The sequence below is a fragment of the Pseudofrankia sp. EUN1h genome, from assembly GCF_001854645.1.
GTDB classification, from domain to species: domain Bacteria; phylum Actinomycetota; class Actinomycetes; order Frankiales; family Frankiaceae; genus Pseudofrankia; species Pseudofrankia saprophytica.
Map to the genome: position 1 here is coordinate 81082 of NZ_MBLN01000079.1, position 23139 is coordinate 104220.

Genomic DNA, 23139 nt, shown 5'->3' on the forward strand with positions numbered 1-23139 from the left:
CTGTCCCCTAGCATCGAGCTCGCTCGCGGCTATCGCCTAGCCGCACGGATGGGATACTAAGGTTGATCGGGTCGATGCAAGTTCGCCAGTGCCATCAGTCCGGTCACGCCGAGCAACATCCGGGAGACCATCGAGGGTAACACTCAAGGGTCGGCTCTGATTCGTCAAACTGGCGCCGCAGATGAGATGTTACCTGCCCCGTGCCTGGCACCAGCGCCGCGCCATGAACAGGACGCGGTTACAAGAGGGCATCGCGGTTCGACAGTACCGTCACTGACCGAGATTCTATCGATCTGGGACCTTCGCCGCCGCGGCGCCGGCTACGGTTGACCCAAAGAGGTGAGTAAACACATACTCCGAACTCATGTCGTCTGCAGAGATCAGCGCCTCGGAAGGGCTCGCGCCGTTACTGGTGCCTGCCGACTGGGCCGAGGTCACACCCGCCTGGTTCACGGCGGTCCTGGCCGAGAGCTGTCCGGGCGCCGTGGTCGAGGACGTCGTCCTGGTGGCGCGGGATGACGGCACCAACCGCCGGGCGCGGTTCGACCTCACCTACGCCGCGGGCTCCGGCCCGGACCGGGTCTTCCTGAAGGCCGAGGGCGTCCATCGGGCGGTGCACGCCCGCAACGGCAACCTCTTCAACGAGCCGGACCTGTTCGCCTCGGGCGTCCCGCTTCCCGTGGACCACCCACGCTCCTACAAGGTGATCATCGACCGCCCCGGGCTGGACTACCTCATCGTCATGGAGGACGTGACCAGGCGGGGTGGCGACCCACGGGACTCGACCCGCCCGATGACGGTGGATCAGGTCGCGAACGGCCTGCGCGGCCTGGCCAGGCTTCACAGCCGGTACTGGGAGTTCTCCGCGGCCACCGAGCCGGACCTCGCCTGGGTCCAGACCTGGGCACCGACCGAGGGTTTCCAGGCCGGGCTGCGGACCTACACGCCGAGAGGCCTCGAACGCGGCGGCGACCGCCTCCCGGGCGCCGTGACCGCGCACGACGGCGACGCCCACGTCGACATCTGGGCCCGCTACGTCGCCACGCTGGACCGCGAGCCAGTCACCCTCCTGCACGCCGACGCCCACATCGGCAACACATACGTGCTGCCGGGCGACGAGGTCGGCTTCCTCGACTGGCAGGTCGTGCGCCGCGGCGCCTGGCCGCAGGACGTCGGCTACTTCCTCGTCGGCTCACTCACCGTCGAGGACCGCCGCGCCGCCGAGACGGATCTGATCAAGGAGTACCTGACGGCGCTCGACGTGCCGGACGCGACCCGCCCCGCCTTCGACGACGCCTGGCTCCAGTACCGGGCGTCCGCCGCCTACGGGCTGACGATCTGGCTGTCGACCCTCGGCACCGACGGCTACCAGAGCCAGGAGATCTCCCTGAACCTCGCCGAGCGCTATGCCGCCGCCTACGTCGAACTGGAGTCCGAATCGGCRCTGGCCGCCCTCGAACGGTGACCTTGGTCGGGCCGCCGGGATCACGGRCTCGGAGGATCCGCGGCGAAGGGGCTTGTGGCCGGTCTGGAGGGTCGGCCAGGCGCCGGGGCGCGCCGGTTGACGGACCGATTGGCCCGGACGGAAGGTAGCCGGGGCGAACGATGCCAGTCATCGGGCCGAAGGCGCGGCCCGTCGGCGACGCGTTGTGGACGGGAGTACACGTGGTGGATGGCCGAGGCGGTGGCGACGCGGACGTCATCGTCGTCGGGGCGGGACTTGCCGGGCTGGTGGCGACGGCGGAGCTCGCGGACGCCGGGCGGCGGGTGATCCTCGTCGAGCAGGAGAACGAGGCGAACCTCGGCGGCCAGGCGTTCTGGTCGCTGGGTGGCCTGTTCTTCGTCAACTCTCCCGAACAGCGCAGGCTCGGCGTGCGCGACTCGTTCGAGCTCGCCTGGCAGGACTGGCTTGGCACCGCCGGCTTCGACCGGGAGCGTGAGGACCACTGGCCCCGGCAGTGGGCGCGGGCCTACGTCGAGTGGGCCGCCGGCGAGAAGCGCGCCTGGCTGCACGCGATGGGTGTCCGCTGGTTCCCGATCGTCGGCTGGGCGGAACGCGGCGGCTACGGCGGCGACGGGCCGGGAAACTCGGTGCCGCGCTTCCACCTCACCTGGGGCACCGGCCCGGGTGTGGTCGAGCCGTTCGCCCGCCGGGTGCGGGCCGCGGCGGACGCGGGGCTCGTGACGTTCCGCTTCCGCCACCAGGTCGACGAGCTGACGCTCACTGCCGGGCAGGTCGACGGCGTGCGCGGCACCGTCCTGGAACCGAGTGACACCCCCCGGGGCGTCGCGTCGTCCCGCACGGGTGTCGGTGAGTTCGAGCTGCACGCCCAGGCCGTGATCGTCACGTCCGGTGGCATCGGCGGCAACCAGGAACTGGTGCGCGCCAACTGGCCGGCGCGCCTCGGCGAGCCGCCGAAGCACATGGTCACCGGGGTGCCGGCGCACGTCGACGGCCGGATGCTCGCCATCAGCGAGGCCGCCGGCGGCAGCATCGTCAACCGCGACCGGATGTGGCACTACACCGAGGGCATCACGAACTGGGACCCGATCTGGCCGAACCACGGCATCCGGATTCTTCCCGGCCCGTCGTCGCTCTGGTTCGACGCGACTGGCGCCCTGCTGCCCCCGCCGCTGTTCCCGGGCTTCGACACGCTCGGCACGCTCGCGCACATCCAGCGCACCGGCCACGACCACACCTGGTTCATCCTCACCCAGAAGATCATCGAGAAGGAGTTCGCGCTCTCCGGCTCCGAGCAGAACCCCGACATCACCGGCAAGGACATCCGCCTTCTGCTGCGGCGCCGTTTCGGCGAGGGCGCCCCCGGCCCGGTCGAGGCGTTCAAGAAGCACGGCGTCGACTTCGTCGTCCGTGACGACCTGCGTTCACTCGTCGACGGCATGAACGCGCTTACTCCGACCCCGCTGCTGAGTTACGAGGACATCGAGCGCCAGGTCCTCGCCCGCGACCGCGAGATGGCGAACCCCTACACCAAGGACCTGCAGATCGCCGCCCTGCGCGGGGCCCGCCGCTACCGGGGCGACAAGCTCATCCGCGTCGCCACGCCCCACCGGATCCTCGACCCGAAGGCCGGCCCGCTGATCGGCGTCAAGCTGCACCTGCTGACCCGCAAGACCCTCGGCGGCCTGGAAACGGACCTCGACGGCCGGGTGATGCGCCCCGACGGCCTCGAGCCGCTACCCGGCCTGTACGCCGCCGGCGAGGTCGCCGGTTTCGGCGGCGGTGGCGTCCACGGTTACCGCGCCCTCGAGGGCACCTTCCTCGGCGGCTGCCTCTTCTCGGGCCGCGCGGCCGGCCGAGCCGCGGCCGCCGCCACCGGCGGGTGAGCTCTGCGCCATTCCGCGTAAGGCGCCCGCAAGGCCCAGCTCATCCCGCGTCGGGCATCTCCGGCGTCCTCGGCTGGCCGTTTGGCCGATCGATTTTTCGCACCCATCCTCGGGCGCTTTCGATCAGACTTGTCCTTACAGCATTCTTGTCGAGTCCGAAGAGATCCACGCCGGGAATCTTCGCCAGCACCCCCGTCGGCTCGCACCCCCGAACACGGACAGGGACGAGGGTGCTCCACAGGTGGTCTGGATCCCGCTGCCATCCACGCTTCCACACCGAACCGAACGGGTCAGACTTCAGATAGGCGGGCGAGAGTACGGCGAGCCACCGCCTCGACAGCTTCATCACACCTGTCAGATCGTCGGTGTGGGCGTAGCTCGAATCGTCCAGATGGACCCGATACCCCTCCTCCGAAAGAATCCAGGCGATCCATTGAGCCCAGCTCTCGTCCTCCCGCACGGCTGAGATGAAGAAGTCGTAGCGCGCCAGCTCAAGAATCTTGCGGCGCCCCTGTGGCAGGGCTCCACTCCTGAGGCTGTCGTTGACCCCGCGCCAGAACTCCATCGACGACAAGGGCCGCTCCCAGGGATTCACCTGAGCCGGTGCGAGCAACGAGACATCGATCCCGGCGTCCCGGAGGAGCTGGGTCGCGCTCCCACGCCCATCGTAGATGTCCGCAAGCGTCGCCACCTCGGTGTCGGCGAGGGAGTCCACCAGCTCGGCGGCGGCCGCGCCGCCCGGGATTCCGAGCCAGGCGGAGCTCCTGAACTCCTTTACCTTCACCTCCACTTCCTGGTAGTCGTCCACCCTGACACCCTGCTCGCCATCGACAACCGCGCCCTTGAACATCTCCGGCGAGATGATCACGGCGAGGCCGATCGACGGGTTATCCTCGAGCGCATTCCTGACCGGACTGGATTCCAGCAGCCGCGAACATTCGTTCACCGCCAGCCCGGTCCAGCTGTCCGCGAAATAGACATCGCCGCAGTGCAGCGCGACGCGCAGCCTTATCCGGCCGTCACCGAAGCGGTAGCGGTTGTAATATTCGAGCTGGATGCCCATTTTACGGACGAGATCGGCCACGATGAAATCCTTGTGAACACCGGAGGTACGAAACGCGACGAAACCTCCGTCTCCGCGCTCCTGGCTCCGCGGGTTCGTGTGGTCGTCCTCCGCGATACGCGCCTTCCGGCATGCCTCCTCGACGATCTCGGGCCATGCCTTCTGGATTTCCTTCTGCACGTACGGATCGCGGTCGGTGAACCCGGCCACGTCCAGGCCCAGGACGACTACCGGCATACGCCGATCACCGCCCGGGCTGAACCAGGAGTCCGGAGCACCGCCCTGCCTAGACAACCACATCACCGAACTGGTAAGGCGGCCCCGGCCATCCGGTCGCCCGGTATGTCCGCGACCGTACTGAGAAGAAGGCAGGTTGCTGGCTGATGTATGAGCTGGCCACGATCGCCGACGTCACCCCCGCTGCCGCTCGCCATCACTGTCGAACCGATCTGGGCACGTATGGCCAGATCGGCCACCGAGCCTTGCTCAACCAACTGGCCGCGAACCTGACCTGGTCTTCCTGGCTCCACACCCGTCAGGTCTTCTAACTCGGGCCGGGGAAGGGTGGCGCGGTCGTCGGACGGTAGCGGCCGTCGACCGCACGGCGGATTTGCTCGACGAGATACTGTCTCGCCGCGTCCTCGCGAAGACCGACCAGGTCGATATAGCGGATACCGCGCAACAGGCCACCCGGTTCGCACGGCGCCACCCGCACCGGGATCAGTGTGCGTTCCAGACCGGCGGGATCGTCCAGCCACGCGTTCCCCCAGGCGGTCTGGACCTGCTTCGACGCGAGGTAGGCGGGTGACAGCACCGCGATCGTCCGCTTCGAGGACTCGAGCGCCTCGTTCAGCACCTCGACCGACCTGCTGCCCGCGAGCAGAGCCCAGGACTCAAGGCGCACGGTGTACCCCTCTTTGGTGAGGTACCAGGCGATCCAGGAGCCCCAGCCCTGGTCGTCCTCCGCGGCCGACACGAAGAAGTCCCGCATGGCGCTGTTCGGCCTGCTGGGCGTGCCGGGGTCCCTCCCCGCCTCGGCACCGGAGGCATCGACGCGCCGGCCCGCGGAGGCGTCGGGCGTAGGAGACGGTTCTTCAGTCTCCAGGCCGAAGCTGACTCCCAACTCGGGGATCGTCAGCCAGGCACGCTCCTGAAATTCCTTCACCGTCGCCTTCACCGCGCGGAAAGCCCGTATGTCGAGCCCGCGCCGGCCCTCCACGACCGCGGATCTGTACATCTCGTCGGACACGATGAGCCCGAGATCTGCGTTCGGGTACGCCTCCATCGCCTTCTTCAGGGGGGCGGCGTCGACAAGCCGGGCCGCGACGACGATCGGCGCGCCGGCCCAGCCGCCGCGGACGTCGGGAGCGACGTGTCCTTCGTGCAGGGCCACGCGCAGCCGGATCCGTCCATGGGCATCCCGGCCCTCCTGGTTGTACTCCCGGAGCGCGATCCTGAGCTCGTGGACGAAGTCCGCCGCAATGCGCTCCACCGGCACGACCGAGGGGATCAAGACGATGTAGCCGTCTCCTCGGTCCTGGTCCTGGACCTGCTCGGGAGGGATCCCAGCTCCTCTGACAGCGCTCCAGAGAAGCTGAGGCAGCGCCTTTCGCACCGCGCGCTGGACGGCCTCACCGCGGCCGCTGTACCCGACGACGTCCATTGCCACGACGGTGCCGTGAACCGATTCCCGCGACGCCCCGCCGAAGTCTCCGGCCTGCTTTGGTCCGGTGTTGCCGACCGACGCCCCGCGCGCCTCGTAGTACGCCCCGGGTGGCGGGAACATGCCATCCTGGCCGGCTCTCCGGAGTTCGGCCACCCGTCCGGGAAACAGAATGTTCGCCGGGTACAGCTCCGCTGCCCGGGTAAGAATCCTGAGACGCCCGCCGGCCAGCGCCCCGCGGTCGAGGATCTCGTCGACCGCCTGCCAGTACATCAGGGAACTCCTGACGTCAATAGGCAGGTCCAGCTCGTCCATTCCCACGTACAGGAGTAGCTGGTCGGCCGCCGTCCGATCGCGAAACACCTTCGCGAGCTCCCGGACCTCGTCCTTTTCGAGCTTCTCCGACATCCACGACCCCCGCCACGACGTGCCCGATGGCGCGATGCTACCGGGTCGCCCGCGCCTGTCTCGTTTCCATCGCCGAGCGGACAGGTCGCGCCGGGCCGATGCGGCGCGATCAGCCCAGCGGGTGGCCCGTGGTGGCGTCGACGTGGTCGGGGACTTCCTCGTGACGGTCACCGACGGTGGAGGTTCCCGTTGGTTCGAACATGAGGATCGATGCGCCGCCGGGCGAGGAGGGCTTGTGTTCGACGCCGCGCGGGACGACGAAAACGGCGCCCTTCCCCAGGACGACCTCGCGCTCCCCCGCCTCGCCGTCGGGCGCGGCGGCGCCGGGGCCGCGCAGGGCGATCCGCAGCTCTCCGTCGATCACCAGGAAGAACTCGTCGGTGTCGTCGTGGACATGCCAGATGTGCTCGCCGGCGACCTTGGCCACCCGCACGTCGTAGTCGTTGACCTGGGTGACGATGCGCGGGCTCCAGAGCTGCTCGAAACTCGCCAGCGCCGCCGCGAGCTCCACCGGACGGTTCGGTTCGGTCCCCATTTCCTCATCATCCCGCCTCCTCGCTTCGGGTCGCGCACCCGCGACATCGGCACAGTGAGCCCACCGCCCGCCGCCCGCCGCCCGCCGGCAGGTGGACGCCGGCCATCGACAGCTCTCCATGGCGCATAGAGCGCAGAGGTTGTCCGGAGCACTGCGGCCCGAAGCGRCACCGCCCGGGGTCGATCCCTCAGCCCCACCCACAGCCCGATGGCGGATCGTGTCGGATGAAAGTGCCCAGCGACACCCTCATCCGACACAGCCCAGCAAGGCACCGGCGATGTGTGTCGGGTCCGGGAGCCCATAGGCACGACCATCTGACACGGTTCGCCAGAGGCGGGTCGGAGAGGGGTCCGCGCGGCGGCCGACGCCGGACAGGCGGCAGGCAGGCAGGCACGACGGGCGGTTCGATGCGGAGGACCGATCACACGCAATGTGACGCGCAACACATCTCGGCCCCGATGTAGAGAATGCTGCGGCGGCTCCGACCGGAGGACGTCGGCGCCGGTAGACCGCGCCGGAACCCGAAGGGGAGATGCGACGATGAAGTACCTGGTGACGATCTACGGGTCCAAGGAGACGTGGGAGTCGATCCCGGCCGAGGAGTGGCCGGCGGCGATCGCGGCACAGGAGGCGTTCAACCGGAAGTACTTCGACTCCGGGGAGCTGATCGGCGCCTACGGCTCGGGCACGGAGGCCGAGGCGAAGGTCATCCGGGTGCGCGACGGCGTGCCCGCCGTGACCGACGGCCCGTACCTGGAGACGAAGGAGTTCATGGGCAGCTTCTACATCCTCGACGTCGCCGACGAGGCCCGCGCGGTCGAGATCGCCGCGGACCTGCCGTGGGCGTCGCACGAGGCGGTGGAGCTGGTCCCGCTCCCCCACGAGTCGCCGGCGCCCCAGCGCTGACGGCACCGGGGAGGCGGCGCGGTGGCGGACGAGACGGGACCGGCGACCAGCCAGGCCGGCGGCTCGGGTGGCCGGGCGGTGGGTGCCGGCGCCGCGGGCGACCCGGCCGTGGGCGACCCGGCCGTCGGTGACCTGCTGCGCACGCTCGCGCCGGGGGTGCTCGGTGGGCTGCTGCGCCGCTACCCGGGACAGTTCGACCTGTGCGAGGACGCCGTCCAGGAGGCGCTGCTGGCGGCGGCGACCGGCTGGCCGCGCGACGGGGTTCCGGACAACCCGCGCGGCTGGCTCGCCGCCGTGGCCGGCCGCCGGATGATCGACACGATCAGGGCCGAGGCGGCCCGGCGGCGCCGCGAGGAGGGGCTCGTCGTCGCGACCCCGGCGAGCGAGCTGGTCGCCGGGGCCGCCGACGCCGAGCGCCCGGCCGACCACGACGACTCGCTGCGGCTGCTTTTCCTGTGCTGCCACCCGGCGCTGTCCCMGCCCAGCCAGGTCGCGCTGACGCTGCGCGCCGTCGGCGGCCTGACGACCGCGCAGATCGCCACGGCTTTCCTCGTCCCCGAGGCGACGATGGCGCAGCGGATCAGCCGCGCCAAGCAGAGCGTGCGCGCCGCCGGGCCTGAGTTCCGGATGCCGGCGGCCGGCGCCGAGTTCGGTGACCGGCTGCGCGCCGTGCTGCACGTGCTTTACCTGATCTTCAACGAGGGCTACACGGCCTCCGAGGGGACCGACCTGACCAGGCCCGGCCTGTCCGACGAGGCGGTCCGGCTGACCCGCTGGCTTGCCCGGCTCCTGCCCGAGGGGGCCGCGGAGCACGCGGAGGTACAGGGGCTGCTCGCGCTGATGCTGCTCACCGACGCCCGCCGGCCGGCCCGCGCCGACGCGGACGGCCGGCTGGTGCCACTCGACCGGCAGGACCGTTCCCGCTGGGATCGGGCGCTGGTCGCCGAGGGTCTCGAGCTGCTCGAGAAGGCGCTGCCGGTGGGACCCGTCGGGGCATACCAGGTGCAGGCGGCGATCGCCGCGGTGCACGCCGAGGCGTCGGACACCGAGAGCACCGACTGGCCGCAGATCCTCGGGCTCTACGACGTGCTGGAGCAGATCGCGCCCAACCCGATGGCGGCGCTGAGCCGGGCGGTCGTGCTCGCCCAGGTGGCCGGGCCGTCGGCGGCGCTCGCGGTCGTCGACATGCTCGCCGATGCCGACCGGCGGATGTCGACCCATCACCGTCTGCTCGCCGTCCGCGCRCACCTGCGAGAGATGGCCGGCGACCACGCCGGCGCCGAGGCCGCCTTCCGCGCCGCAGCCCGCCGCACCGCCAGCGAGCCGGAACGCCGCTACCTCCTGGACAAGGCCGCGAGCCTGGGCGACGGCACGAGCCAGGACTTCGACGCGAGCCAAGAATCGGACGCGAACCAAGAATCGGACGCGAGCCACAACTCCGGCGCGAGCTAGGACTCCGACGCGAGCCGAGCCGATGGCGAGCCCGTCCGGGTCACTCCCGCCGCATCGTCACGGTCAGCGCATCTCCCGGACGAACCGTCATCCGGGCGCGCGCGAGGTCGTCGCTGACCGAGCCGACCATCTCGATCCGGATCGCCCCGGGGCTGGTCGGCTCCGCGCCGCCGCTTCGGTAGAACGCCGGGTCGGCCAGCAGCGCGCAGCCGGAGGGATCGGCGCCCACCGGCAGCTCGGCGTCGAGCACCAGACCGTAGACGTCGTGGGGATAAGCAGGGCCCGAATCGTCCAGCCAGGTCGCGGCCGACCCCCGGTAGTGGACAGGACAGCTTCCCGAGGTCTCCATGGCGGTGAACCGCTCCTGGCCGCCGACCATCCCGTCGTCGACGATCTGCAGGCCGAATTCGGCGCGGGGGGCGGCGCCGACGCCCCGCCATTTCCCAACCCAGGGCCACCGCGCCGCCCGCGCCGACGCCGGCGGGCTGCTCGTGGACAGGAGGGGGACGCCGTGCGCCGACGCGCCGGACCCGCTGTCCTCCGCGGCGCCGAGGTCACCCTCGGGCAGCTCGTTCACGGTGCCGAGCGCGATGAACACGACCAGCGCGGCGCCGAGCAGGCACAGCAGCGCCATGGCTACCCGGGAGGCGAGACGCCGCGGTGCCGACCGTGAGCCCGGGCGCCCCCGCCGGCGAGCCTTCGGAGCCTCCCCCGCCGGCGGCTGGGCGGGGATGATCCCGAGCGGCTCCGGCGCGGACGGCGGCCGCGAGGTCCTCAGCGGGCCCACCGGCGTCGTGGCGCCGGCGGCCGCGGCGCCGCCGCCTGGGATGGCGCCGCCGCCCGAGACAGTGGTCCCGGCCGTGGCCGGGACACCCGGCCGCGCGGGCGGCGCCGACACGACGGACGTGCCAGGAGCCAGCGCCAGCCACGGCGCGGTGGGCAGCGTGGACGGGGGTGTGACGGGTGTCGCGCGGGGTGCGCGAATGCCGGTCTGCTCGTCCAGGACACACCATGGGCAGTACGGCAGGCCCGACCGGAAGTGATGCGTCGGTACCCGCGGGCAGCCACGCAGGCCGGTGGCGAGCGCCAGGAGCGCGTCCTGCCACTGCGTCGCCGTCGGCCTGGGGTGCTGGCTGCCCGCGCCGGGGCCGAAGGCCTGGCCGAACATCGCCCGGGGGCCCGGCGGGAGGATGTCCGCCGGCGGCAGGTCCAGCGGCGGTCCGAGGTCGCGGTGCCCGCCCAGGGCGTACAGGCCCCGGCGGGCGAGCTCCAGCTGGCCCGGCGGCGCGCCGTCGCCGCGCCAGCGGCCCGTGTAGGGCCGGTGGCCACCCATCAGCAGCGCGAACAGGTGGACGGCGAGCGCGTACTCGTCGGCGGCGGCCGTCAGCGGTCGGCCGCGCTGCGCGAGCAGCTCCGCCGGCGTGACCTCGGGCCGCCCGACCGGGGACAGGTGCACGCCCGCGTCCGTGGTCACCTGCATCGCGTCGCAGTCGACGAGCGTGACCCGGCCGGTGGAGGTCACCCACACGGCGTCGTCGTGGAAGTCGCCGATGACGTAGCCGCGCGCGTGCAGCACGGCGGTCGCCGCGGCCAGCCGGGTGGCCGCCTCGAGGCGCACACCCCAGTCCTCGAACCAGCTGGGACGGAAGAGTCCAGCCGGGTCGACGAGCGTACGCATCGTGACCCCGACGGGAGGGGCGGCCATCGTGTAGCCCGCCAGCGCGCCGCTGCCGTCGACGACCAGGTCGCGGGGCCAGGCTAAGGCCTCGTACCCGCCCGTCGGCGACCCTGGGACAGGCTGCCCTGAGACAGGCTGCTCGGCGGCGGGCGGGCCGCCGACGAGTGGCTCGGCGGTCAGCGGCTCATCGGCGGTGGGCTCATCGGCGCGCGGCGCGCTCGACGGCGGCTCACCGGCCGGCAGACCCTCGGCGGGGGGCCCGGCGAGCGGTGGATGCTCGATCATCCAGGTCAGCTTGGCCCGCAGCTCGGTCGCCGAGCGGAACAGGTGGGCCGGGGCGAACACCTTGACGGCCGTGTCGGGGACGCCGTCACGCAGGTGCAGCTGACCCTGGCTGGCCACTCCCAGTGGGCGGCCGATGTGGATGCGCGCTCCATCGAGGCCGAACAGATCGGCCAGATCCACCGAGTCCTGCTCGTCGCCCATGGATTCCTCTCAAGCGCGCTCTGCCAGGATCCCACAAACCGGTTCGAGGCGGGCGCGCATGAGAGGAACCGGCTCAGTCGCGGTAGGCGTAGTCGTCGTAGCCCGCCGGAAAGACCTGGTAGCCGGCGTCCCGCAGGATCGCCCGCGCCTTCTCCAGCGAGTCGCCGAGGTGGCATGCCTCGTAGATCAGGTGACGGGGCGCCCAGGTCCTGGAGAAGTCGATCTGTTTGAGGATCTCATAGTCGTAACCCTCGGTGTCGATTTGCAGCAGATCGATGTGGTTGATCTGGTGCTTCGCCAGGAGGGTGTCCAGCCGCATGACCGGGACCGTGACCTCCTCGATCCGCTCGGCGATGTCCGGCATCAGGTTGGCCGACTCCAGGATCACGTCGCGGCGGAACGAGCTGAGACCAATCGCCCACACCGGGTCGCCGGGCTTCCAGGGGACGGTGTACATGGTCATCGAGCCGTTCTCGGTGCCGACCGCGGTCTGCTCGCAGGCGATGCCGGGGGTGTCGCGGTAGGTGTTCCGCAGCGCGGTGAACAGGTGCGGCAGCGGTTCGACGAGCACGCCACGCCAGCCGTAGCTGACGATGACGTCGTGCAGGGGGTCGCCCATCTCGCCGTCGTTGGCGCCGATCTGGACGACGGTCAGCGGATGGTCCGCCTGGTCGGCGATCCGCTTGACGATGGACACCGCGTCGATTCCGGGGCCGGCGGGGCCTCCCCAGAGGCCGGCCCACATGGTCAGCGGCATGCGAGCATTGGCCGGCGGGATCCGGCGGACCACGTTACKGGCAACCCAGCGAGGACTGGCCTTCACCATGCCCGCACGATAGGGGAACCGCTCGGACGTCGATGAACGGGGCGCTCCCGGCTCGCGATTCACCGCTGATCGGTCACTCCCCGCAGCACGTTCACATTCGGCGGGCTTTCCAGGATTCCGCGGCGCGCAGTGACTCCGTTGTCCGGCCACGACCCGGCGACCCGGCGTCGAGGTGGCGCTCCGGCGCAACGCGGACCGGTGGAGCGACGTCTCACCAGGCAGGCCACGGCGTGGTGGCGTCCGTCGCGGGTGCTGTCACGCTTCCGGCCCGCGCGCGACCCATCATGGTCCGACATTGATCTTCGCCGGCTTCATCACTGATAGTGATTACTGGCGGGGACCTGGAGCAGAACCGGGACGGAACGTGGAACCTCGCAGGCTGGAGCACTTCCTGGCGGTCGCCGAGGAGGGCGGCTTCACCAGGGCCGCCGCGCGACTGCACATGGTGCAGTCCGGCGTGTCGGCGTCGATCCGGTCGCTGGAGCGCGAGCTGGGCGTCGACCTGTTCGAGCGCACGACACAGCACGTCGAGCTCACCGAGGCCGGCCGGGCGCTGGTCCCCGAGGCGCGCCGGGTGCTGGGCGCGGTCCGCCAGGCGAGGCAGGTGGTCACCGAGGTACGCGAGGGCGCGCGCGGCACGTTCTCGCTGGGGATCCTGCACAGCCTCACCCCGGGCTCGGTGCTCGCGGCCCTGGCGGCCTTCCGCGCCGAGCACCCGTACGTCCAGGTCCAGCTGGCCACGCCCGACCCCGCGGCCGCCACGTCCCACGCCGCGATGGTCCGGGCCGGCGAGCTGGACCTGGCGGTGCTGATCACCACCGGGCCGGTGCGGGACCTGCGCCTGCACGCGCTGCACACGGGGACGGTCGCGCTCGCCTGCGCCGTCGACCACCCGCTCGCCGCCTCCGGCCGCGCCGCGCTCACCCTCGAGGAGGCCGCCGGGCTCGACCTCATCGAGTTCCCCACCGGCTGGGGCGTGCGCGCCGCCGTGGACAAGGCGTTCGCCGCCGCCGGCCTGGCCGAGCGGGGCACCCAGGTGGAGTTGAGCGACCTGGCGACCGTCGTCGACCTCGTCCGCTACCGGATCGGCTGCGCCTTCGTCCCCGCGTCGCTGGCCGAACGCACCCGCGACATCCGCTTCCTCGCCATCGAGCCACACCCGCCTCGCTACCAGGTGGTGATCGCCACTCGACCCGGCGGTCCCCCGTCCGCCACCGCCGCGCAGTTCCTCGACCGCTGCCTGCGCCTCGGCCGCGCGGCATAACCCACGCGGGCACGGCCCGGCAGGTGGGACCCGGCGGGCGCGGGCCAGCCGGGCTGGAGTCCTTCTCCGCTACCCGGGCCGTTCCGCGCTACCCAGGGGTATGGGGAGCCGTCACCGGCATCCCCATACCTCCTGCCCCCGCGGTCCCCCGTAATCCCCCGTGCTGACCATGATTCCAGCTCGGGCCCCCTCGTCGAGGGCGTGCCGGTATCTGTCCGGGAGCTGTCCCTCCCGACGTCCAGAACCGGCCGATGACGCGCGGACGACAGGGGGCGGCGATCCGCGCCGGGATATTTCGCGGTATCGTAATTCCCGTGAAAGAAGCGGGAGCGGCCCGGCCGTATCGGCAGCGGGAGCGCGCGGTGGCGGCGGAGGCCACCACCCAGCGGATCCTGACCGTAGGGCTCGAGCTGTTCACCGACCGGCCGATCGACCAGATCACCCTCGCCGCGGTCGCCGAACGGGCCGGTGTCGGACTGCAGACGGTGATCCGCCGGGTCGGCACCAAGGACGGGCTGGTGGCCGCCGTGAACGCATGGGTCGGGCCGATGATCGGCGCGGCCCGCGGCGCGCCGGACACCGCGGAACCGGCCGAGGTGGCCGCCCGCGTCGCCAGCCAGTACGAGCGGTGGGGCGCCGTCATCCGCAGGTCCCTGAGCCAGGAGGACATCTCACCCGCGGTCGCCGGGACCGCCACCGACGGCCGGCTCGCCCACCGGGCCTGGGTCGAGGCGGCGTTCCACGACCAGCTCGCCACCCGCCTCGCCGCCGCGGGGCCACCGGCGCGCGACGACCTGCTGGGCCGGCTGCTCGCCATCACCGGCGTCGAGTTCTGGCACGTCCTGCGCCAGGACGCCGGCCTGACGGTGGAGGCATCCCAGGCCGCGGTCGCGGACCTCATCGCCGCCTGCCTCGCCACGTCGACAGCGGCGACCGGCCGCCGCCCCTGAACCAACGCCGAACCACGCCCGAGCGTCCTCGTCGCGACGCGCGGACCATCCGTCACGTCCCACCTCGCCGGCCTCGGCCGGCGCCCACCCACACCAGCTGACCCGCGGCCCGCGTGGCCGCGTCCCACCCTGCCCTTCCCCCTGAACGGAGCCAGCGATGGCGCGCGTCCTCGTCCATGTCACCACCGCCCCCGGGCACCTCTTCCCGCTCGTCCCCGGCCTGCTGGAGCTGGGCCGCCGGGGCCACGACGTCCAGGTACGCGTCGGCGCGGAGCTCGTCGGCGTCGCCCGGGACGCCGGCCTCGACGCCGTCCCCACCGATCCGCGGATCGACGCGATCCCGGTCGCGACGCCCGCCGAGGAGACGGGTCCGAACGGTCTGCGACGGGCACTGGGCGGGCTGATGGCGCGGGGCCCCGCCGAGCGCGCAGACCTCACCGCGGCCATCGAGACCTTCAACCCGGACGTCGTCCTCGTCGACATCAACGCCTACGGCGCCGCCGTCGCCGCCGAGGCGGCGGCCCGCGCGGGTGGGCCGCGCTGGGCGACCACGCTGCCGTCACTGCTGCCGCTGCGCGGGGCGGGCATTCCGCCCTACGGGCTCGGCCTCGCCCCGGCCCGCGGCCCGCTCGGCCGGCTGCGCGACCGGGCGCTGTGGCCGGTGGTGATCCGCCAGTTCGGGAAGGCGATGCTTCCGCCGCTCAACCTGATGCGAGCCGAAGCCGGGCTCGCGCCGCTGGCCAGCCCGTTCGACCATGTGCTCACGTCCGACCGGCTGCTGGTACTCACCGGCGACCCGCTCGAGTACCCGAGGGCCGACCTGCCGGAGTCCGTGCGCTTCGTTGGCGCCCAGCAGTGGGACCCGCCGGCCGAGACGCCGGACTGGCTGGCCGAGCCGGGCGCCCCCTGGGTGCTGGTGACGACGTCGACCGACTACCAGGGCGACGAGCGGCTCGCCGAGGTCGCCGTCGAGGCGCTGCGCGGCGAGCTGGTAGGGGTGCTGGTCACCCTCGGCGGGGCGTACGACACGGCGCGGCTGGAGTCCGCCGGCAACGTGCGGGTGGAGCGGTTCGTGCCGCACGGGCCGGTGCTCGCGCACGCGGCCGCGGTCGTCTGCCACGGCGGCATGGGGATCACACAGAAGGCGATCGCCGCCGGCGTGCCCGTCGTCGCGGTGCCGTTCGGCCGCGACCAGCCGGAGGTCGCGCGCCGGGTCGCCGAGGCCGGCGCCGGCCTGGTGCTGCCCGCCAAGCGGCTCACCGCCGACCGGCTGCGCGCGGCCGTCCACGCGGCGATCGAGGCCGCGCCCGCGGCCCGGGCCGCGGCCGAGCGGATGCGCGCGAACGGCGGCCCCGACCGCCTCGCCGACGCCGTCGAGGAGCTCGCCGCTCCCTGCCCGGCCCCGCTTACAGGCGCGGCCCGCTGACCCGCGTCCGCCCCTCCGGCCGGCAGCGCAGGGCAGGGACTACTCGGTGACCAGGCAGAACGGGTGGCCGGCGGGGTCGGCGAATACGCGGAAACTGTCCGGGGACTGGTCCCTGGACAGCAGCGTCGCGCCGAGCTCCAGCACCCGCCGCTCGCCCTCGTCGAGGTCGTCGACCTCGATGTCCAGGTGCATCTGCTGCGGGCGGGCCGGGTCCGGCCAGCTCGGCGGGACGTGGTCGGGCGCGAGCTGGAAGTCCAGGCGGGCGCCGGCCGGGCCGCCGAGCACCACCCAGTCCGCCTCGATCTTGGTGACCGACAGGCCCAGCAGCGCACCGTAGAACTCGGCGAGCGCGAGCGGGTCGGGGCAGTCCAGGACCATCGTCTGCAGCTTCCCGATCATGATCCTCCCGTCGTGAGACCGGTGGGTTGAGGACGCAGGCCAGGGACGCGGCGGGTTGTCTTCGCGGCGGCGAGCAGCTCGCTGACCTTCTCGGTGAGCACCGCCGGCGAGCACGGCTTCTCCACGTGGGCGACGCCGTGCGACGCGACGGGCGTCGGGTTGATCATGCCCCGGTGGTAGGCGGACACATACAGCACCGGCAGGCCGGGGCGGGACGCGCGCAGCAGGTCGGCGAGCTGGCGGCCGTTCATCCTCGGCATCATCACGTCGGTGACCAGGATGTCGAGGGCGGGCGCGTTCTCGGCGAGCTCGAGCGCCTCCGGGCCGTCGGCGGCGGTCAGCACGTCATAGCCCGCCATGAGCAGGATCCGCTCGGTCAGCCGGCGCACCTGCCCGTCGTCCTCGACCAGCAGTACCGTCCCGCGCCCGCCGGAGATCTCGTCGGTGTCCCGCCGGGGGCTGGCCGCGTTCGGCGCCGACGACGTGGCCGGCAGGTAGACCCGCACGACGGTGCCGACGCCGCGCACCGAGTCGACGAGCACCTGGCCGCCCGCCTGGCGGACGATGCCGTAGACGGTCGACAGGCCCAGCCCGGTGCCCTGGCCGGCCTCCTTCGTCGAGACGAACGGCTCGAAGATGAGGCCGCGGATCTCCTCCGGGATGCCGACGCCGGTGTCCGCGACGGTGAGCAGCACATGCTCCGCCAGGCCGCCACTCGCGCCGTCGACGCCGATGCCGGCCGGCGCGTGCGTGGCCGGCGTGAGCAGGGCGCGCGCCGTGCTGATCGTGAGCTGGCCGCCGTCGGGCATCGCGTCCCGGCTGTTCACCGCCAGGTTGATGAGCACCTGCTCGAGCTGGCCGCGGTCGGCCCAGACGATCGCGTTCTGGGCCTCGGCCCGCACGACGATCTGGATGTTCTCCCGGATCAGCCTGCGAAGCATGTCCTCGACGCCGCCCACGAGCTCGTTGACGTCGACGGCCTGCGGCTGGATCGCCTGGGTGCGGGAGAACGCGAGCAGCTGGCGGGTGAGCGCCGAGGCGCGCGCGGCCGCGTCCCGGATCGCGACGACGTCGCGGCGGACCGGCCCCTCGACCTCGCCGAGCAGAAGGGCGGCGTAACCGTCGATCACGGTGAGCAGGTTGTTGAAGTCGTGCGCCACGCCGCCGGCGAGCTGGCCGACCGCGTCCAGCCGCTGCGACTGCCGCAGCTGTGCCTCCACGTTGCGCCGCTCGGTCACGTCGGCGACCATCGCGAGCGCCCCGCCGAAGCTGTCCGAGGGCGTCGCGCCCCCCGGGCCGTGGCCGTCCGCCGGCGGGAGGGCGGCGCGTTGCGTCCCGGCCGGTCCGGTCTCGCTGTCGGCGCGGGCGGTGAGCGCGATCTGCGCGTGCACCCTGTGGCCACGGCCGTCACCCGGCGAGCCGCCGGCGGGGGCGAGCTCGACCTCGATGCGCTGGGTGCCGCGTTCACGAACCGCCGCCAGCGCGGCCAGCAGCGGCCCCCGGTGGCTGGGCAGCACCAGGTCGGCGAACGTCATGCCGTACACCTCGCGCGGCGTATGACCGACGAGAGCGGCGAACTGGGCGTTGGAGTAGTCGATGGCGCCGGTGGCGTCGATGAGGACGACGCCCTCACTGGTGGTCTCCACAATTCCGCGGTATCGCTGTTCGGACAGCCGCAGCTTGCGTTCCGCGGTCTGGCGCAGCCGCAGGTCCTCGAACACGGCCGCGCCGCGGACAAGCGCCGGGAAACGTCCACGCAGTGACCAGTACCAGATACCGACGAACGCCGTGACCACGTCCCAGACGGCGCTGGCAAGCCCGAGGCCGCCCAGCTCGCCGCCGTGTATGTGGAAGGCCCCTGCCGACGGGTTCGCGGCGACGCTGAAGTACAACACGGCATGCAGGCCGTGCCCGACCGCGCAGGTGAAGAAGATCGCGGCAGTTGCAGTACCCAGCTTGTTGTTGCGCCACTGGCGCGATTTCCAGAGGCCGCGCGCGATCGTCAGCGAGATCGCCAAGTAGGTCGACAAGATGACGGTGTTCGCGAACGCCGCGACCTGGCCGGTCATAGCGAATATTCCGTCGGCATGACGACTATCCTGCCCCTAGTGGCACCCTTCCAGGAAGAACACGATATTCGAAAGCTGTCGGTATCACCCGGGATCGCCGGCTCCGACACGCCGGGGCACGGGTAGCACGGGAGACCCGGCCTACACGTGGGACACGGCCGGCACTCCCCCCTCAGGCCTGGTCTGGGATCGGTGCCGGCAGGGCACAGGGGGCCGCCCACGCGACGCGGGTCCCGACGCCGTCGGGGCCGGGACCGATCTCGAACGAGCCGTGCAGCTCCTCGGCGCGGCTGCGCATGTTCGCGAGCCCACTGTGCCGGCTCGGCTCGCCGATTCCGACCCCGTCGTCGACGATCTCGGCGCTGACCCAGCCGGCCGCGACGGTCACCGTGACCGACGCCCCCCGGCACTGGGCATGCCTGGCCGCGTTCGACAGGCCCTCCCGCACCACGGCGAACAGGTGGTCGGCGACGGCCGGGTCGACGGCGCTGTCCAGCGGGCCGTCCACGAGCAGGTGCGGCTCGAAGCCGAATGCCCTGGTCGTCTCGTCGACGATGCCGCGCAGGGCCGTCCGCAGGCCCGCGCCGCCGACCGCCGACCGGCCTCGCAGTTCGAACACCGTCTGGCGGATCTCGCGGATCGTCGAGTCCAGGTCGTCGACGTAGGTCGCCAGCCGCTTCGCCCGGTTCGGCTGGTCCTCCGCCTCGGCCAGCCCCTGCAGGCCGAGCGCGACGGCGAACAGCCGCTGCATGACGTGGTCGTGCAGGTCGCGGGCGATGCGGTCGCGGTCCTCGAGCACCGTCAGCCGGTTCTGCGCCGCACGCGACTCGGCGAGCTGCAGGGCGATCGCGACGTGCCCGGCGAACGCGGCCGCCATCTCCAGGTCCGCGTCGGTGAACGGCTCCGCGCCCCGGCCGCGCCCGAGGATGACCGCGCCCGCGCTGGTACGCGAGGTGATCAACGGGACGACCATCACCGGGCCGAGGTCGGGCTCGCCAGCGAGCAGCTCGGCGATCTCGGCCGGCGCCTCCGCGGCGAACAGCGGCGCGTGCTCGCGGATCGACCGCCCGGCCAGCGACTCGTCGACGGCGAGTACCCCACCCGCCAGCCGCGCCGCCCCGGCGCCGGCGGCGATGTCCAGGCGCAGGTGCCCCGCGTCGTGCGCGCCGAGCGCCAGCGCGGCCGTGTCCGCCCGGGCGACCTCGCGCGCGCGCCGCACGATCAGCTCCAGCGGCCGGTCACCGTCGCCGAGCAGGTGCCGGGTGATGTCGGCGGACGCCTGCAGCCACTGCTCACGGTGCTGCGCCTGGCCGAAGAGCCGGGCGTTGTCGATCGCGACGGCGGCGCTCGCGGCGAGCGCCAGCACCAGCTCCTCGTCCTCCGCGGTGAACGCCCGCCCACCGCGCTTCTCGGTCAGATACAGATTGCCGAACACCTCGCCGCGCACCCGGATCGGCACACCGAGGAAGGTGCGCATCGTCGGATGGCCGGGCGGGAAGCCGACCGCGCCGGGATGATCCGCGATGTTCTCCAGGCGTACCGGCCGCGGGTCGTGGATCAGGGCGCCGAGCACGCCCTCGCCGCGCGGCAGGTGCCCGATCTCGGCCACCAGCCGAGGGTCGATGCCGACGTGGATGAACTGCTCCAACGCGTCGGCGCCCTTCGCGGTCACGCCCAGGGCGCCATACCTGGCGTCGACCAGCTCGCAGGCGGCCTCGACGATCCGGCGCAGCACCACGTCGAGGCTGAGGTCGGAGGCCACGGTCCTGGTCGCGCGTAGCAGCCCGCGCAGCCGGCCCTGCGTGGCCATGACGTCCTGCGCCCGGTCGACGAGCTGCAGCAGCAGCTCGTCGAGCTCGAGCCGGGCGACGCCGGGGAACTCCAGTTCCTCACCCGGCCGCTCCTCGCTCGGCGGCTCGGATTGCCGAGCCCCGACACGCTGCGCCGGCGCGGCACCGCCAGGCGCCGGCCGGGCGGTCGGATCGGGTCCCATGTCCCCGACACCGTAGCCGATGCCCCCCTGGAGGTGGGGGTCAGTCAGCGCTGCTCGCATCACTTTCCCGGTGGTCGGCCGGCCAGGTCAGGCCGCGCCGCGGGACCGGGACCGGCGCGGGCGGGGCAGACGCGGGACGGGCGGGGACGGGGCAGCCACAGGGTGGGGCTGGCTAGCGCAGGCGGCGGCGGGCCATCGCGGCCGACTCGGTGGGCGGGGCGGTCGTGTGGATCACCGTCGCCGTCGGCCACGGGTCCGCGCGGGCCGCCATCGCGGCGTGCACCGCCGCCGTCGCGTCGGAGGCGTCCCGCCCGCCGGCCGCCCGCCGGGCGATCCTGGCGGCCGCCACCTCGGGCGCGGTCACGCAGCGCAGCTCGACGAGGTCGACCGCCGCGGCGGTGGCGAGCCGCGCCGCGGCGGCCCTGGCGGCGGCCGACGACCACGAGGCGTCCAGCAGCACGTTCTCGCCGTGCGCGAGCGCGTGCCCGGCGCGACGCAGCAGCTCGGCGTAGACGGCCTCGGTCGCCGCCGGCGCGTAGATCCCGGCGTTCATGCCCGGGTTGAGCTCCGCCGGCGCCGGCGCGTCCACCGGCAGGCCGGCGAGCTCCTTGCGCACCACGTCCGAGCGCAGCAGCGCCCAGCCGTCCTCGGCCTCGGCCAGCTGGCCGGCGAGCGTCGACTTCCCGGTGCCCGGCAGGCCACCCACCAGCACCAGGCGTACCCGGCCGCGGCGCAGGTGGTCGAGCGTGAGCGCGGCCAGCCGACGGGCGAGGTCGGCGGCGTCCCCGTCCCCCTGCCCGGACCGCACGCAGGTCACCTTGGCGCGGACGAACGCCCGGTAGGCGATGTAGAGGTGCTCCAGCGACGGCGGGTGCGTCTCGCCGGAGAACTCCCGGTACCAGCCGACGAACCGCTCGGCCTCCTCGCGCGCGCCGAGCCGTTCCAGGTCCATCGCGAGGAACGCCACGTCGCCGAGCACGTCGCCGACCCGAAGCCGCTGGTCGAACTCGATGCAGTCGAGGATGCGCGGGCCATCCGGCAGGCAGAAGATGTCGTCGGCCTGCAGGTCGCCGTGCCCGTCGCGGACCCGGCCGGTGCGGATCCGCTCCGCCAGCAGCGGCGCCCGCCCGGCCAGGTAGCGGCCCGAGAGCTGGTCGATCTCGTCGATGACCTGGCCGTCCAGGATGCCGTCCCGGAAGGGCGCTACTCCCTCGACGCCCTCGCGCCACAGGCCCGCGAGCGTGTCGAGGCTCCCCGCCGCCTCGATCTGCGGCGACGTCGCGCAGGCGGCGTGGAAGGCGGCGAGCCGGCGCGCGACCGCCCGCAGCGCCTCGTCGAGGGGCTGACCGCGCCGGACCAGCGTGGACAGCCGGCGTCGCTCGGGTAGCCGGCGCATCACCACGGCGTGGTCGACGAGCCGGCCCTCGCCGTCGCGCAGATCGGCGACGCCGAGGTAGACGTCGGGGGCGAGGCGCCGGTTGAGCGCGACCTCGTCCTCGCAGGCGGCCAGCCGGGCCTCGCGGGTACGGAAGTCGAGGAACCCTAGGTCGAGAGGCTTCTTGACCTTGTAGACCAGGTCAACGGCGAAGGTGAGCGTCGCGCTGTGCGTCTCGGTCGTCTCGCCGCGCGGTACGGCGTCCACGTCCCATCGGCCGCGGCTGGGGCCCGCGGCCCGTTCCCGTTCGGGCCGCCCTGACCGCCCGGGCCGGCCGGCTCCTGCGGGACCCGGGCCGCGCGCGGCCGCGGGGGCGGTGACGGTGTCGTGCCCGGGCATCGGGCCTCCTCGGCGCGGTCTGGTTGCGGCCCGTCCAGCATCGCCGTCGCCAGGGGTGCTGTCGGGGCGCCGGACGTAGCCGGCGGCGGGGCCGTTCGGACCGCCGTCCGGCGGCGTTTGGCGTGTCCGGCTCGGGACGGTTGGACCCATCGGAGACTCCTGCCCACGCGCGCACCGCCGCGAAACGGGCAACCCGGCATCGTCCTGGCCGGTTTCGCCCGGCGGACGGAGGGAGGTGGTGGGTGCGCGGGAGGGCGCGCCGTCAGCCGCGGGAGCCGGCGCCGAGCCGGGTCGCGAAGACGGCGGCCTGGGTGCGGCTGGTCAGGCCGAGCTTGACCAGGATCGAGGAGACGTAGTTCTTGACGGTCTTCTCGGACAGGTGGATCCGGCCGGCGATCTGCCGGTTCGTCAGGCCCTCGGCGACCAGCCGCAGGATCTCACGCTCCCGGACCCCCAACGTGGCCAGCTTCGGGTCCCCCGTCGACCCCTCCCGCAGACGGGTAAGGACCCTCTGYGTGACCGCCGGGTCRAGCAACGACCGGCCCGCGGCGATCTCACGGATCCCACCGACGAGATCTGTCCCCCTGATCTGCTTGAGCAGGTAACCCGCCGCACCAGCCATGATCGCGGAGAACAGGGCGTCGTCGTCGTCATACGACGTCAGGATCAGACAACCGATCTCCGGATGCGCCGAACGGATCTCACGGCACACATCGATACCGCTGCCGTCCCCCAACCGGGCATCCAGCACGGCCACATCCGGCGACACCGCCGGAATCCGCCGCAACGCCTCCTCCGCCGTGGACGCCTCACCCACCACCCGCAGATCACCCGCGTCCTCGAGCATCTCCCGGATACCACGCCGAACGATCTCGTGATCATCCAGGAGGAACACCCGC

Annotated in this window: 18 protein-coding genes; 8 read left to right on the forward strand and 10 right to left on the reverse strand. The window is 72.6% G+C overall.

Annotated features, from left to right (window positions below; all coding sequences use genetic code 11):
* The first annotated feature begins 364 nt into the window (after positions 1–364).
* Complete coding sequence (locus tag BCD49_RS32305) at positions 365–1465, forward strand: phosphotransferase (RefSeq protein WP_007511902.1); 1101 nt, start codon at positions 365–367, stop codon at positions 1463–1465.
* 140 nt (positions 1466–1605) lie between these two features.
* The gene (locus BCD49_RS32310; protein ID WP_007511901.1) at positions 1606–3348 is read left to right on the forward strand and encodes an FAD-binding dehydrogenase; all 1743 of its coding nucleotides are present in this window, start codon (positions 1606–1608) and stop codon (positions 3346–3348) included.
* Positions 3349–3388: 40 nt separating this feature from the next.
* Here BCD49_RS32310 and BCD49_RS32315 read toward each other — a convergent pair whose 3' ends face one another.
* Entirely contained in the window at positions 3389–4648 is a 1260-nt protein-coding gene (locus BCD49_RS32315; RefSeq protein ID WP_007511900.1) for a TIR domain-containing protein, read from the reverse strand.
* A 146-nt stretch (positions 4649–4794) separates the two neighbouring features.
* On the opposite strand from BCD49_RS32315, the gene BCD49_RS43780 reads away from it, so the two are divergent.
* Positions 4795–4959, forward strand: coding sequence for a hypothetical protein (locus BCD49_RS43780; protein ID WP_007511899.1), 165 nt, complete (start codon positions 4795–4797; stop codon positions 4957–4959).
* Here BCD49_RS43780 and BCD49_RS41315 read toward each other — a convergent pair.
* Both BCD49_RS41315 and BCD49_RS32325 read right to left on the reverse strand, forming a co-directional pair.
* Entirely contained in the window at positions 4956–6482 is a 1527-nt protein-coding gene (locus BCD49_RS41315; protein WP_007511898.1) for a toll/interleukin-1 receptor domain-containing protein, read from the reverse strand. The genes BCD49_RS43780 and BCD49_RS41315 overlap by 4 nt on opposite strands.
* Before the next feature lie 109 nt (positions 6483–6591).
* Positions 6592–7017 (reverse strand): cupin domain-containing protein, encoded by a 426-nt coding sequence (locus BCD49_RS32325; protein WP_007511896.1) that lies wholly within the window; start codon positions 7015–7017, stop codon positions 6592–6594.
* Positions 7018–7557: 540 nt separating this feature from the next.
* Here BCD49_RS32325 and BCD49_RS32330 point away from each other — a divergent pair.
* A complete protein-coding gene (locus BCD49_RS32330) occupies positions 7558–7923 on the forward strand; it encodes a YciI family protein (protein ID WP_007511894.1) in 366 nt (121 codons plus the stop codon).
* A gap of 78 nt (positions 7924–8001) precedes the next feature.
* Positions 8002–9375 carry a DUF6596 domain-containing protein gene (locus BCD49_RS32335; RefSeq protein WP_083401837.1) on the forward strand — a complete coding sequence of 458 codons (1374 nt, stop codon included), beginning with the start codon at positions 8002–8004 and terminating at the stop codon, positions 9373–9375.
* Between the two features lie 40 nt (positions 9376–9415).
* On the opposite strand, the gene BCD49_RS32340 is transcribed toward BCD49_RS32335, so the two are convergent.
* Positions 9416–11539, reverse strand: coding sequence for a hypothetical protein (locus BCD49_RS32340; RefSeq protein WP_007511890.1), 2124 nt, complete (start codon positions 11537–11539; stop codon positions 9416–9418).
* Positions 11540–11612: 73 nt separating this feature from the next.
* Positions 11613–12296, reverse strand: coding sequence for an FkbM family methyltransferase (locus tag BCD49_RS32345; protein WP_241832438.1), 684 nt, complete (start codon positions 12294–12296; stop codon positions 11613–11615).
* 433 nt (positions 12297–12729) lie between these two features.
* On the opposite strand from BCD49_RS32345, the gene BCD49_RS32350 reads away from it, so the two are divergent.
* The 3 genes from BCD49_RS32350 (at position 12730) to BCD49_RS32360 (ending at position 16005) form a co-directional block, all read left to right on the forward strand.
* Positions 12730–13629 (forward strand): LysR family transcriptional regulator, encoded by a 900-nt coding sequence (locus BCD49_RS32350; RefSeq protein ID WP_007511887.1) that lies wholly within the window; start codon positions 12730–12732, stop codon positions 13627–13629.
* 362 nt (positions 13630–13991) lie between these two features.
* Positions 13992–14579 carry a TetR/AcrR family transcriptional regulator gene (locus BCD49_RS32355; protein WP_007511885.1) on the forward strand — a complete coding sequence of 196 codons (588 nt, stop codon included), beginning with the start codon at positions 13992–13994 and terminating at the stop codon, positions 14577–14579.
* Between the two features lie 157 nt (positions 14580–14736).
* A complete protein-coding gene (locus tag BCD49_RS32360; protein WP_071042263.1) occupies positions 14737–16005 on the forward strand; it encodes a nucleotide disphospho-sugar-binding domain-containing protein in 1269 nt (422 codons plus the stop codon).
* 39 nt (positions 16006–16044) lie between these two features.
* Here the strand turns inward: BCD49_RS32360 and BCD49_RS32365 are convergent, their stop codons facing one another.
* The 5 genes from BCD49_RS32365 to BCD49_RS32385 all read right to left on the reverse strand — a co-directional run.
* Complete coding sequence (locus BCD49_RS32365) at positions 16045–16404, reverse strand: VOC family protein (protein WP_007511882.1); 360 nt, start codon at positions 16402–16404, stop codon at positions 16045–16047.
* A complete protein-coding gene (locus BCD49_RS32370) occupies positions 16401–18473 on the reverse strand; it encodes a hybrid sensor histidine kinase/response regulator (RefSeq protein ID WP_007511881.1) in 2073 nt (690 codons plus the stop codon). The genes BCD49_RS32365 and BCD49_RS32370 overlap by 4 nt, the downstream gene beginning before the upstream one ends.
* 172 nt (positions 18474–18645) lie before the next feature.
* The gene (locus tag BCD49_RS32375; protein WP_106410465.1) at positions 18646–20466 is read right to left on the reverse strand and encodes a sensor histidine kinase; all 1821 of its coding nucleotides are present in this window, start codon (positions 20464–20466) and stop codon (positions 18646–18648) included.
* Between the two features lie 172 nt (positions 20467–20638).
* Positions 20639–22240 carry a bifunctional aminoglycoside phosphotransferase/ATP-binding protein gene (locus tag BCD49_RS32380; RefSeq protein ID WP_007511879.1) on the reverse strand — a complete coding sequence of 534 codons (1602 nt, stop codon included), beginning with the start codon at positions 22238–22240 and terminating at the stop codon, positions 20639–20641.
* Positions 22241–22502: 262 nt separating this feature from the next.
* Positions 22503–23139: response regulator (locus tag BCD49_RS32385; protein ID WP_241832439.1), on the reverse strand; the 637-nt coding region annotated here is incomplete at its 5' end.